We start from the raw sequence: 12,474 nt of genomic DNA, 5'->3' as shown, positions 1-12,474 counted from the left end.
GGATCACTGCCGTGCGGCGATCGGCACCCGCACGCTCGCGGCGATCTGCTCGAGCACCGACGTGATGACATCGGTCATCGACTTCGCCCGGCCGCCGCCGGCGGATCGGGTGGGGATGAGCCGGTGGGCGAAGACGGGGATGAGGAGCGCGGTGATGTCGTCGGGGATGACGAAGCCGCGGCCGTCGAGGGCGGCCCAGACCTTCGCCGCCCGCACCAGCTGCAGCGTGGCGCGCGGGCTCGCGCCCAGACGCAGGTCGGCGTGGGTGCGGGTGGCCGCCGCGAGGGCGACGGCGTAGTCCTCGATCGCCGGTGCGACGTGCACGGCGCGGGCCCAGGCGATGAGGCCGGCGATCTGGGAGGCGGAGGCGACGGGGCGGATGGCGTCGAGCGGATTGACGGTCTCGCGCTGACGCAGCATCAGCGCCTCGGAGCGGGCATCGGGATAGCCCATCGAGATGCGCATCATGAAGCGGTCGCGCTGGGCCTCGGGGAGGGCATAGGTCCCCTCCATCTCCAGCGGGTTCTGCGTCGCCACGACGAGGAACGGGTCGGGAAGGAGGTGGGTCGCCCCGTCGACGGTGACCTGCCCCTCCTCCATGGCCTCGAGGAGGGCGGACTGCGTCTTGGGGGAGGAGCGGTTGATCTCGTCGGCGATGACGATGTTGGCGAACACCGCGCCGTGCTTGAACTCGAACTCGCGCGCAACGGGATTGAACACGCTCACCCCGGTGACATCGCCCGGCAACAGGTCGGGAGTGAACTGGATGCGACGCACCGTGGCATCCACACTCGCGGCCAGCGCTCGGGCGAGCATGGTCTTCCCCACGCCCGGGACGTCCTCGATGAGGAGGTGGCCTTCGGCGAGGAGGCACACCAGGGCGCTCCGCACCGCGTCGGGCTTGCCGTCGATCACCCGCTCCACCGAGGCCACGATGGACTCCGTCAGCCGCGCGAACTCCTCGGCCGACGCCGGTCGATCGGGCAGGGCGGGGCGGGCGGACGCGACCTGCTCGGTCGTGACGGGGTGATCCATGTGGTCCTCTCGGACGGCGCGCGGGCCGAGCGTCGGCGCTCGTTATGCGATCGTAACCGCCGTCGGGAGAGGAGGGCCTGGGAATCCCCCGACCTCTCCCGGGGTAGACTGGTGCCAGCTCTCCGCGAGGCGGCATCCAGGCCAACTCCCCCAGGACGGAAACGTAGCAAGGGTAACCAGGCTCTGCCGGGTTCGCGGAGAGTCTTACTTTTTCCGGGAACGTGCCCGGTGAGGGCCCCGCCCATAGGCTGGACAGGTGGCGCAGAGCATCTACATCACCTCGGCCGAGGGTCACTCGGGCAAGTCGACGATCGCGCTCGGTGTGCTCGACGCTCTCAGTCACGCCGCTTCGCGCGTGGGGGTGTTCCGCACGATCGCCCGCTCCACGACCGAACCGGACTACGTCCTGGAGATGCTCCTCGACCACGACGGCGTCGACCTGCCGTACGAGGACTGCATCGGTGTCACCTACGACGATGTGCGTCGCGATCCCGAGCAGGCGCTGGCCACCATCGTGGAGCGCTATCACGCCGTCGCGGCGGCGTGCGACGCCGTGGTTGTGCTCGGCAGCGACTACACCGACGTCGGCAGCCCGGCGGAGCTCACCTACAACGCCCGCATCGCGGTGAATCTCGGAGCTCCGGTGCTCCTGGTGCTCGGCGGTCGCGCCCAGCACGGCCAGGGCGAGCAGCTGGGCACCACGATCGCCCGGACACCCGCCGAGATGGGCCAGATCACCGCGCTCGCGCTCGCCGAGCTCGCCCACGAGCGCGCCGAGCTGTTCGCCGTGGTCGCCAACCGCGCCGACCCCGATCGCCTCGACGACGTCGTCGCCGCGATCTCGAGCGTCGTCTCCGCGGCGCGGGGGGCGGGTGGACCCGCTGCGGGCGGCGCGCGACCGGTGCCCGTGTGGGCGCTTCCCGAAGACCGTCTGCTGGTCGCCCCGTCCGTCCGCGATGTGGCCCGCGCCGTCGATGGTCGCCTCATCAAGGGTGATGCCGACCTGTTGACCCGCGAGGTGCTCGGCGTGGTCATCGCCGGCATGTCCATGGTGAACGTGCTGCCGCGCCTGACCGAGTCGGCGATCGTGGTGATCCCCGCCGATCGCACCGAGGTGCTGCTCGCGACCCTGCTGGCGAACTCGTCGGGCACCTTCCCGAGCATCGCCGCGGTCATCCTCAACGGACCCTTCCCGCTGCCCGAGCCGGTCGACACCCTCATCGACGGCCTCGACTCGTCGCTGCCGATCATCGCCACCGACCTCGGGACCTACGACACGGCGGTGAGGATCATGGGGACGCGGGGTCGGCTCGCCGCCGACTCGCAGCGCCGATACGACACCGCCCTGTCGATGTTCGAGCGGCACGTCGACACCGAGACCCTCGTCACCGCGCTGGGGCTCGCCCGGCCCACCGTCGTCACTCCGCTGATGTTCGAGTACCGCCTGCTCGAGCGCGCACGCGCGGAGCGCCGCCGGATCGTCCTGCCCGAGGGCGACGACGACCGCATCCTCCGTGCCGCCGCCACAGTGCTGGCGCGTGGCATCGCCGACCTGACGATCCTCGGCGAGGAGATCGAGGTGCGGAACCGGGCGATCGAGCTCGGGATCGACATCCGCGACGCCCAGGTCATCTCGCCCTTCGACGCCGTGCACGTCGACCGGTTCGCGCGGGAGTACGAGCGGCTGCGCGCCCACAAGGGGGTCACCTACTCCCAGGCGGCCGACACCGTGACCGACGTGTCCTACTTCGGAACACTCATGGTCCATCTGGGACTGGCGGACGGGATGGTGTCGGGCGCGGCGCACACGACCGCCCACACCATCCGCCCGGCGTTCGAGATCATCAAGACCAAACCCGGCGTCTCTGTCGTCTCCAGCGTCTTCCTCATGGCGCTGGCCGACCGCGTGCTGGTGTACGGCGACTGCGCCGTGATCCCTGATCCCACGGCGGAGCAGCTCGCCGACATCGCCATCTCCTCAGCGGCGACCGCCGAGCAGTTCGGCATCGAGCCGCGCGTGGCGATGCTGTCGTACTCGACCGGCGAGTCCGGCTCGGGAGCCGACGTCGAGAAGGTCCGGGCCGCGACGGCGATCGTCCGCGAGCGGGCACCCGAGCTCCCCGTCGAGGGCCCGATCCAGTACGACGCCGCCGCCGACGCCGCGGTCGCGGCCGCCAAGGCCCCCGGTTCGGCTGTCGCGGGGCGGGCGACGGTGTTCGTCTTCCCCGACTTGAACACCGGGAACAACACCTACAAGGCGGTGCAGCGCTCGGCCGGAGCAGTCGCGATCGGCCCCGTGCTGCAGGGGCTGAACAAGCCCATCAACGACCTCTCGCGGGGCGCGCTGGTAGACGACATCGTCAACACCATCGCGATCACGGCGATCCAGGCGCAGGGGGAGGACGGACAGTGAACCCCGTCCTCGTCGTCAACAGCGGATCGTCGTCGTTCAAGTACCAGCTCATCGACATGACGGGGGAGACCCTGCTGGCTTCGGGACTGGTCGAACGCATCGGTCAGGCGGGCCCGGGGCGCGCGACCCACACGGTCCATCAGGCCTCGACCACGGGCCCCGCGACCACGATGGTCGACGCGACCTACGAGCGCGAGCTCCCGATCCCCGACCACACGGCCGGGTTCGCGGTCATGCTGGAGGCGTTCGCCGACAACGGTCCGTCGCTGACCGACACCGCCCCGGTCGCGGTCGGGCACCGGGTCGTCCACGGTGGCGCTCGGTTCTTCGAACCCACCCTGGTGACACCGCTCGTGGAGATCAACATCGACGAGCTGTCCGTCCTCGCTCCGCTGCACAACCCGGCGAACCTCGCCGGAATCGTCGCGGCGAGGAGGGCCTTCCCGGACGTCCCCCACGTGGCCGTCTTCGACACCGCGTTCCACCAGACCCTCCCGCCCGCCGCCTACACCTACGCGATCGACGCCGAACTCGCCGCCACCCATCGCATCCGGCGCTACGGCTTCCACGGCACGAGTCACAAGTTCGTCAGCGAAGCGGCCGCCGCCTTCCTCGGCCGACCGACGACCGAGCTCCGTCAGATCGTCTTCCACCTCGGAAACGGGGCGTCGGTCACCGCGATCGACGGCGGTCGGTCCGTCGAGACCTCGATGGGGCTCACACCGCTCGAGGGGCTCGTGATGGGCACCCGCTCGGGCGACGTCGATCCGGCGGTGCTGTTCCAGCTCTCCCGTCGTGCCGGTCTCTCCATCGACGAGCTCGATGCGCTGCTGAACAAGCGGAGCGGACTGCTGGGGCTCGCCGGGGTGTCGGATATGCGGGACATCCAGGCCGGGATCGATCGCGGCGACGCCGCGGCCGCCCTCGCGTTCGAGGTGTATGTGCACCGGCTCCGGGCATACGCGGGGGCGTATCTCGCGCAGCTCGGCGGGGTCGACGTCATCTCCTTCACCGCCGGCGTCGGTGAGAACGCCCCCCGTGTGCGCGCTGCGGCGCTGGCGACCCTCGGGTTCGCCGGCGTCCGGGTCGATCCTGCGCGCAACGACGCGCGCGAGCGCGGCATCCGGGTCATCTCCGCCGAGGATTCGGCGGTCGCCGTGCTCGTCGTTCCGACGGACGAAGAACTCGAGATCGCTCGGCAGACCCTGACCGTCGCGGGACGCGCCCCGGCCCCGTAACGCGCTCGAAACCCCGGCGTTCACCCGCCTCGATCGCGGGCCACTACGCTTTATCCGTCCCTCTCGCTGCTCCGTGCCCCACCCCCCGGCAGGAGCCTCGCTCGCGTATGGAGAACCCGTGACCGCCCCCGCCCTTCCCGACCTCACCACCTACGACGGCGTGCTGTTCGATCTCGACGGCGTCCTCACCCCGACCGCCGAGGTGCACATGCACGCGTGGCGGACGATGTTCGAGGAGCTCTTCGCCGCGTGGGACGTCACCCCGCCCTACAGCGACGCCGATTACTTCGCCCGCCTCGACGGCAAGAAGAGGTATGACGGCGTGGCGTCCCTGCTGCGCAGCCGGGACGTCGAGGTTCCCTGGGGAGACCCCTCCGACGCCTCCACCGCCGACACGGTCTGCGGTATCGGCAATCGCAAGAACGACGTCTTCGCGCGCGTGCTCCGAAGCGAGGGCATCGCTCCCTACCCGGGATCGGTCGCCCTTCTGGACGTCCTCATCGCCGCGGAGGTGCCCATCGCGGTGGTGTCGAGCTCGAAAAACGCCGAGGAGGTGCTCGCCGTCGCCGGCATCCGCGACCGCTTCTCGGTCGTGATGGACGGCGTCATCGCCGAGCGCGACCATCTGGCTTCCAAGCCCGCGCCCGACGTCTTCGCCGAGGCGGCTCGGATGCTGGGCGTCGACCCCGCGCGCAGTGCGGCCGTCGAAGATGCCCTGAGCGGCGTGCAGTCGGCGGTGGCCGCCGGTTACGGGCTCGTGGTCGGCGTCGACCGGGGAGCAGGCGCCGACACGCTTCGCGACGCCGGTGCCCGCGTCGTAGTGAGCGACCTCGCCGAGTTCGTCGAGAAGGAGATCCCGGCATGATGGACCGCGACCGGTTCCCCGTCGATCCGTGGCGGCTGATCGAGAAGCGGTTCTCGCTGGAGGATCAGGGCGTCACCGAGACGCTGTTCTCGGTCGGCAACGGCTACGTCGGACTCCGGGGGAACACCCCCGAGGGGCGGCACGCGCACGAACACGGCACGTTCATCAACGGGTTCCACGAGACCTTTCCGATCCACCACGCCGAGCAGGCCTACGGCTTCGCCGAGGTCGGCCAGATCATCGTCAACGCGCCGGATGCCAAGATCATGCGGGTCTACGTCGACGACGAACCGCTCTCGCTCGACGTCGCGGATGTGCGCGAGTATCACCGCGAGCTCGACATGGAGAGCGGCGTGCTGCGCCGCCGTGTGCTCTGGGTGACCCCCTCCGGCAAGGAGGTGCTGATCGAGGACGAGCGCATGGTCTCGTTCGAGGAGAAGCACCTGGTGGTCCTCCGCCTCGACGTCACCGTGCTGAACGCCGACGCGCCGGTGACCATCAACTGCCAGCTGATCAACCGGCAGGACGGTGAGGACGTCTACGGCGGGTCTCCGGCGCCGGCCAGGAAAGCCGGATTCGACCCCCGGCGCAGCGACAAGATCCACGAGCGGGTGCTCCAGCCCAAGGAGTACTGGCAGGATCGCGATCGCTCGGCCCTGGCGTACCAGGTGACCGACTCGGGGATGACGCTGGCCGTCGTGGCCGACCACGTCGTGGAGACCGAGAACCACTACTCGGCACGGGGCATCGTCGAGCCCGACATCGCCAAGAACGTCTTCCGCGTGCAGGCGCGGGCGGGGGTCCCCATCCGGGTGACGAAGCTCGTCAGCTACCACACCTCGCGCGGCGTGCCCGCACGGGAACTGGTCGATCGCTGCCGCCGCACCATCGACCGTGCCCTGGCCGAGGGCGTCGCGCATCAGTTCGACCGCCAGCGGGCGTGGCTGGACGCGTTCTGGGCGCGCAGCGACATCCGGATCGAGGGTCAGCCCGAGATCCAGCAGGCCACCCGCTGGTGCCTGTACGAGCTGGCGCAGGCCGCCGCGCGGGCCGACCAGCAGGGCGTGCCGGCCAAGGGGGTCACGGGGTCGGGCTACAGCGGCCACTACTTCTGGGACACCGAGGTGTACGTCCTGCCGTTCCTGGCCTACACGACCCCGCTGTGGGCCCGCAACGCGCTGCGGATGCGCTATCTCATGCTGCCCGCCGCACGCCGGCGCGCCTACCAGCTCAACGAGGCCGGCGCGCTCTTCCCCTGGCGCACCATCAACGGCGAAGAGGCGTCTGCGTACTACGCCGCCGGTACCGCGCAGTACCACATCAACGCCGACGTCTGCTTCGCGCTGGCGAAGTACGTCCGGGCGACCGGCGACACCGACTTCCTCTATCGCGAGGGGGTGGACATCGCCGTCGAGACCGCGCGCCTGTGGACCACGCTGGGGTTCTGGCGCACGTCCAACGGCGACGCGATCGAGTCGTTCCACATCCACGGTGTCACCGGGCCCGACGAGTACACCACCGTCGTCAACGACAATCTCTTCACCAACGTCATGGCGCGCTTCAATCTGCGCTTCGCCGCCCGGACGCTCCGCGACATGGCCGAGGGCGATCCCGATGCCTATCGCGCGACGGCGGAGCGGCTGTCGCTGGATCCGGCCGAGCCGGAGCATTGGGAGCGCGCGGCCGAGGCCATGCACATCCCCTTCAGCACCGCGCTCGGCATCCACCCGCAGGACGAGATCTTCCTTGAGCGCGAGGTGTGGGATCTCGAGGCGACGCCACCCGACAAGCGTCCGCTCCTGCTCCATTTCCACCCGCTGGTCATCTACCGCTACCAGGTGCTCAAGCAGGCCGACGTCGTCCTCGCCCTCTTCCTGCAGGGGGAGCATTTCTCCGACGAGGACAAGCTCGCCGACTTCGAGTACTACGACCCGCTGACGACGGGGGACTCCACTCTGTCGGCGGTGGTGCAGACGATCCTCGCCGCCGAGGTGGGCTACCAGGAGCTGGCGCTGGACTACTTCCGGCAGGCGATCTTCGTCGACCTCGCCGACCTCCACCACAACGCGGCGGACGGCGTGCACGTCGCCTCGGCGGGTGGGGTGTGGACGGCGCTCGTCAGCGGCTTCGGCGGTATGCGCGACCATGCCGGAGAACTCTCGTTCGACCCCCGTCTGCCCGCCGGATGGGAGGAGCTGTCGTTCCCGCTCCGGTGGCGCGACACTCCGGTGCACGTGGCGATCCGCGCCGACGAGATGCGCGTGCGGATCGAGGGGGAGGTGCCCCTGATCTTCAGCGTGCGCGGGACGCCCTCCGTGGTCGCGCCCGGGGAGGAGGTCACCGTGCCTCTGGAGGACCAGGGACCGGTGATCCCCGGTCGGCCGTCGCTGACGCAGTTCGCCGACGTGCGACTCGAGGACGGCACGACCCTGTCGGCGTCGGTGCCGACGGTGACCGCCTCCATCCCGATCATCACCTCCCCGGTCCCCGCAGCGGCTGGCGAGCCGGAGCCCGCGACGGAACGGTGATCCCGATCGCTGCGGGGTGGGAGGAGACGGCAGAACGGATGTCGGAGGCACGCCGTAGGCTGTTCGGGTGACCACCGCCCTGTACCGCCGCTACCGTCCCGAGGCGTTCGGCGAGATGATCGGGCAGTCGCAGGTCACCGAGCCGCTCATGACGGCGCTGCGCAGCGATCGGGTCGGCCACGCCTACCTGTTCTCGGGCCCTCGCGGCTGCGGGAAGACGACGTCGGCGCGCATCCTCGCCCGCTGCCTGAACTGCGCCGAGGGCCCCACCGACACTCCCTGCGGCACCTGTGAGAGCTGCGTCGAGCTGGGTCGGGGCGGTGGCGGCTCGCTCGATGTGGTCGAGATCGACGCGGCCTCCCACAACGGCGTGGACGATGCGCGAGATCTTCGGGAACGCGCCGTGTTCGCCCCCGCGCGCGACCGCTTCAAGATCTTCATCCTCGACGAGGCGCACATGGTCACCCCGCAGGGCTTCAACGCCCTGCTGAAGCTGGTCGAAGAACCGCCCGAGCACGTGAAGTTCATCTTCGCCACCACCGAGCCCGAGAAGGTCATCGGCACGATCCGGTCGCGGACGCATCATTACCCGTTCCGGCTGGTGCCGCCCGCCGCCATGCTGGAGTACGTCCAGACGCTCTGCGAGAGCGAGGGCGTGACGGTCGAGACGGGCGTGCTCCCGCTCGTCGTGCGTGCCGGCGGCGGGTCGCCTCGCGACACCCTGTCGCTGCTCGACCAGCTGATCGCCGGGTCCGACGGTCCGGTCGTGCGATACGAGCGCGCCGTCGCCCTGCTCGGCTACACCCACGGCGAGCTGCTGAACGAGGTCGTCGACGCCTTCGCCGCCGCCGATGCCGCCGCCGCGTTCGCGGCGGTCGATCGCGTCGTGCAGACCGGGCAGGACCCGCGACGTTTCGTCGACGACCTGCTCGAGCGGCTGCGAGACCTCATCATCGTCGGCGCCGCCGGACAGGGGGCGGCCGCGGTCCTGCGCGGCACGTCGGAGGAGGACCTGGCCCAGATGATGCGACAGGCCGATGCCTTCGGCGTCGAGCGGCTCTCACGCACCGCCGACATCGTCATCGGCGCTCTGGACGACATGACCGGAGCGACGTCGCCGCGGCTGCAGCTCGAGCTGATGATCGCGCGCGTGCTGACGCACACGGGATCGACGGTGGGAAGTGTCGGAGCATCTCCGGCCGCGCATGTCGTGGCCGCGCCGGCGCCGCATGCGACATCCTCCGCCCCGGTGGCGACGCCGCCGAGCCCGGGGGCCGCGACGACGGCGGCGTCCTCCGTCGCGGAGTCCTCGGCGCCCGCCGACGATTCGACCGAAGCGCCCGCAGCCGCCGCGCCGACACCGGTGCAGCCGATCGCCACACCGCCGGCCGGCCCCGTGACACTGGATCTCATGCGCAACGCCTGGCCGGAGGTGCTGGCGCGGCTCGAAGACCTGAGCCGTTCGTCGTGGCTGGTCGCCACGACCGCACGCGTCGCCGGCCTGCAGGACGACGTGCTCACGCTGTCGTTCCAGAGTCAGGCCGATCTGGTGAAGTTCAAGCAGCGGACCGCCGGCGCGGGGCCGAGCGAAGACCTGCGTACCGCGATCCAGGGTGTCCTGGGCATACGGGTGAAGTACCTCGCCCGCCATGACGCGGGTGCCGGCGACGCGCCCCGTGACGAAGGTCCGCGAGACATCGGCGGTGAGGATGGGCCTCCGCCGCCACCGGATCCCCACGACGACCCCGGCCCCTCCGACGGGCCCGGTCGGGGAGGGGGAGCACGCCCGGCAGCCGCGGCGCGGCCTCCGCAGGGCGCGCCGCTGCGCGGCGCGACCGATCGCTCGGTCGCGTCCGCGCCGGGCGGATCGGCGACCGGCGCCGTGGCGTCGGTCACGGAGTGGGCTGTGGCCCCGATTCCGGGCGACGCCGGCGCCCCCGATGCTCGAGCGATGCCGGCGCTGGCCGTCGACGACGATCCGGAAGACGCCTCGATCGAGGTCGCCCGCGTTCGGGCGGCATCCGAGGGCCCACGACGCGAGGGTCAGGTGCTCCCGGCCTCCGAAGTCGTGTCGTCGTCCGAGCCGGACGACGATTCAGACGCGGAGGTGGCGCCGACAGCCGTCGACGCCCCGGTGCCGCCGGTCATCGCTCCGCCGATCGTGCCGCCCGCGCGATCCTCCGGGGGCATGCAGCGGTACGGTGAGGCGGTCGTCCGCCAGGTGCTGGGTGCACGATTCGTCCGCGAGGAGCCGCACCAGGCACCGACGAGGTTCGGCTGATGTACGACGGCATCGTCCAGGACCTGATCGACGAATTCGGCCGTCTTCCGGGCATCGGACCGAAATCGGCGCAGCGGATCGTGTTCCACATCCTGCAGACCCCGAACTTCGACGTCTCACGGCTGGCGCACCTGCTCGCCGACGTGCGGGAGAAGGTGCGCTTCTGCGAGATCTGCGGCAACGTCTCCGAGCAGGAGCGCTGCGCGATCTGCCGCGACCCGCGTCGCAACGCCACCCTCATCTGCGTGGTCGAGGACGCCAAAGACGTCGCCGCGATCGAACGGACTCGGGAGTTCCGCGGGCTCTACCACGTGCTCGGCGGCGCCATCAGCCCGATCGCGGGAATCGGACCCGACGACCTGCGGATCGCGTCGCTCATGCAGCGCCTCGCCGACGGCACCGTGCAGGAGGTCATCCTCGCCACGAATCCCAACCTCGAGGGCGAGGCGACGGCGACGTACCTCAGCCGACTGCTCCACACACTGCAGATCACCGTCACCCGGTTGGCCTCGGGGCTGCCTGTCGGAGGCGATCTCGAGTACGCCGACGAGGTGACCCTCGGGCGCGCCTTCGAAGGCCGGCGCTCGATGTGACCGCACCCGTCGTCGCCCCTCCGGCCGGAGGTCGGTTCAGCACGCGCGGCTGGATCCTCTTCGCGGTCATGTCGGTGCTCTGGGGCATGCCGTATCTCTTCATCAAGGAGGCCGTCGAGACGATCTCCCCGGCGGGCGTCGTCGCAGGCCGCACGCTCGCCGCCGCGCTGCTGCTGCTGCCTTTCGCGCTGCGCGCGAAGGCGCTGCGCCCCGCGTTCGCCAAGATCGGGTGGGTGCTGGCCTTCGGAGCGGTCGAGATGGCGGGACCGTTCTTCCTCCTCAGCCACGCCGAGTTGACGCTGTCGTCAGGTCTGACCGGACTCCTCGTGGCCACGGTGCCGCTGTTCGCAGCGATCATCGCCGTCGTCGGCGGTGACCGCGCCGCCCTCGGCCCCTCCCGTGTCCTCGGCCTCGTGATCGGATTCGTCGGCGTCGGCGTGATCGTCGCCGGACCCGCCATCTCCGAAGGTGACGTCGCCGCCGGCCTCGTCGCCGTCGGCGAGGTGCTGCTGGTAGCCGTGCTCTACGCCACCGCGCCCTTCATCGTGGCCCACAAGCTCCGCGACGTTCCCCCGCTCGGCACCATCACCGTGTCGCTGCTGGTGGTCGGACTGTGTTACCTCCCCGTGGCGCTGGTCGTGCAGCCGGCCCCGCCGAGTGCGCGGAGCCTCTGGGCGCTCGGCCTCCTCGCGGTGCTGTGCACAGCGCTGGCTTTCATCGCCTTCTTCGCCCTGATCCGCGAGGTCGGCCCCGCGCGTGCCCCGCTGTTCACCTACGTCAATCCCGTGGTCGCCATCCTTCTCGGCGTGATCGTTCTCTCCGAACCCCTCACCGTGGGACTGCTCCTCGGCTTCCCGCTGGTCATCCTCGGGTGCTGGCTCGCGGCGACGGGCGGCACCATCCGGCCGCGTCGCGCCACGGTCGATCCGCCACCGGTCGCTCCGGGCTGATCAGCGCAGCACCTCGACCAACGCGATCCACGACACCAGCAGCGCGGAGGCGATCGTCAGGAGCGCGGCGGCGGCGGCGGCATACAGCCCGGCGGGGTGACCGACGAGCAGCGCGAACCCGGCCACGGCGTACGCGGCGATCGGCACGAAGCCGACGACGGCCTTCACCACCGCCGGCCGCGTGTCGTCACCGGGTGGGGGAGTGCGGACGATGACCCGCGCCGCATGACCCTGGAAGACGGCGGCGATCAGGGTGAGGGCGAGGATGGTCGCGCCGTACGCGACGGCGCCGAGGTCGGGGATCAGGCCGACCGCCGCGGTCGAGAGGGCGACGACGAGGGCGACGATGCCGGCTCCCAGACGGGCCGTGACGGTCGTCGCCTGGATGACCTCTCGGATGTTGACACTCGCGGCGACGATCACCAGGCCCGCAAGTGCGGCCGCCGCACCCACGATCGCCACGTTGAAGTCCGACCACGCCGCCAGGTCCGCCGTCATGGTCGGCAGGCTACATGGAAGTCGGGGAATGCGAACGTCCGTAAGATGGTGCATCGGCGCGCCGTCCCGTCGC

The 12,474-nt window shown here is 70.6% G+C and carries 9 protein-coding genes and 1 other RNA gene; 8 read left to right on the top strand and 2 right to left on the bottom strand.

Going from position 1 to position 12,474, the window contains the following annotated elements; translation table 11 throughout:
• Nucleotides 1-3 precede the first annotated feature (3 nt).
• Nucleotides 4-1,035: an AAA family ATPase gene (locus FBY40_RS13910; RefSeq protein WP_141939383.1), complete on the bottom strand. Its 1,032-nt coding sequence runs from the start codon at nucleotides 1,033-1,035 to the stop codon at nucleotides 4-6.
• Nucleotides 1,036-1,148: 113 nt separating this feature from the next.
• Here FBY40_RS13910 and ffs point away from each other — a divergent pair.
• From ffs to FBY40_RS13870, 8 genes are all read left to right on the top strand, one after another.
• An RNA gene (ffs, locus tag FBY40_RS13905) (signal recognition particle sRNA small type) lies at nucleotides 1,149-1,245 on the top strand.
• A gap of 46 nt (nucleotides 1,246-1,291) precedes the next feature.
• Nucleotides 1,292-3,448 carry a phosphate acetyltransferase gene (pta, locus tag FBY40_RS13900; RefSeq protein WP_141939382.1) on the top strand — a complete coding sequence of 719 codons (2,157 nt, stop codon included), beginning with the start codon at nucleotides 1,292-1,294 and terminating at the stop codon, nucleotides 3,446-3,448.
• The gene (locus tag FBY40_RS13895; protein WP_141939381.1) at nucleotides 3,445-4,686 is read left to right on the top strand and encodes an acetate/propionate family kinase; all 1,242 of its coding nucleotides are present in this window, start codon (nucleotides 3,445-3,447) and stop codon (nucleotides 4,684-4,686) included. Before pta ends, FBY40_RS13895 begins: the two co-directional genes overlap by 4 nt.
• A gap of 118 nt (nucleotides 4,687-4,804) precedes the next feature.
• The gene (locus tag FBY40_RS13890) at nucleotides 4,805-5,551 is read left to right on the top strand and encodes an HAD family hydrolase (RefSeq protein WP_141939380.1); all 747 of its coding nucleotides are present in this window, start codon (nucleotides 4,805-4,807) and stop codon (nucleotides 5,549-5,551) included.
• The gene (locus tag FBY40_RS13885; protein ID WP_141939379.1) at nucleotides 5,548-8,079 is read left to right on the top strand and encodes a glycoside hydrolase family 65 protein; all 2,532 of its coding nucleotides are present in this window, start codon (nucleotides 5,548-5,550) and stop codon (nucleotides 8,077-8,079) included. Before FBY40_RS13890 ends, FBY40_RS13885 begins: the two co-directional genes overlap by 4 nt.
• 67 nt (nucleotides 8,080-8,146) lie before the next feature.
• A complete protein-coding gene (locus FBY40_RS13880; RefSeq protein WP_141939378.1) occupies nucleotides 8,147-10,360 on the top strand; it encodes a DNA polymerase III subunit gamma and tau in 2,214 nt (737 codons plus the stop codon).
• Nucleotides 10,360-10,953 carry a recombination mediator RecR gene (gene recR, locus FBY40_RS13875; protein ID WP_124293862.1) on the top strand — a complete coding sequence of 198 codons (594 nt, stop codon included), beginning with the start codon at nucleotides 10,360-10,362 and terminating at the stop codon, nucleotides 10,951-10,953. The genes FBY40_RS13880 and recR overlap by 1 nt, the downstream gene beginning before the upstream one ends.
• Complete coding sequence (locus tag FBY40_RS13870; protein WP_235014899.1) at nucleotides 10,950-11,903, top strand: DMT family transporter; 954 nt, start codon at nucleotides 10,950-10,952, stop codon at nucleotides 11,901-11,903. Before recR ends, FBY40_RS13870 begins: the two co-directional genes overlap by 4 nt.
• On the opposite strand, the gene FBY40_RS13865 is transcribed toward FBY40_RS13870, so the two are convergent.
• A complete protein-coding gene (locus FBY40_RS13865) occupies nucleotides 11,904-12,401 on the bottom strand; it encodes a hypothetical protein (protein WP_141939377.1) in 498 nt (165 codons plus the stop codon). It abuts the gene before it with no gap.
• Nucleotides 12,402-12,474: the final 73 nt, after the last annotated feature.

It is taken from the genome of Microbacterium sp. SLBN-154, assembly GCF_006715565.1.
In the GTDB taxonomy this organism is placed as follows: Bacteria; Actinomycetota; Actinomycetes; order Actinomycetales; family Microbacteriaceae; genus Microbacterium.
The sequence above is the reverse complement of the archived record's forward strand: the minus strand, read 5'-3'. Positions and strand labels throughout refer to the sequence as shown.

Excerpts from the sequence above, each read along its gene's own strand:
- FBY40_RS13885 (WP_141939379.1), top strand. The coding sequence starts at position 5,548 with ATGATGGACCGCGACCGGTTCCCCGTCGATCCGTGGCGGCTGATCGAG.
- FBY40_RS13910 (WP_141939383.1), bottom strand. The coding sequence starts at position 1,035 with ATGGATCACCCCGTCACGACCGAGCAGGTCGCGTCCGCCCGCCCCGCC.
- FBY40_RS13865 (WP_141939377.1), bottom strand. The coding sequence starts at position 12,401 with ATGACGGCGGACCTGGCGGCGTGGTCGGACTTCAACGTGGCGATCGTG.
- recR (WP_124293862.1), top strand. The coding sequence starts at position 10,360 with ATGTACGACGGCATCGTCCAGGACCTGATCGACGAATTCGGCCGTCTT.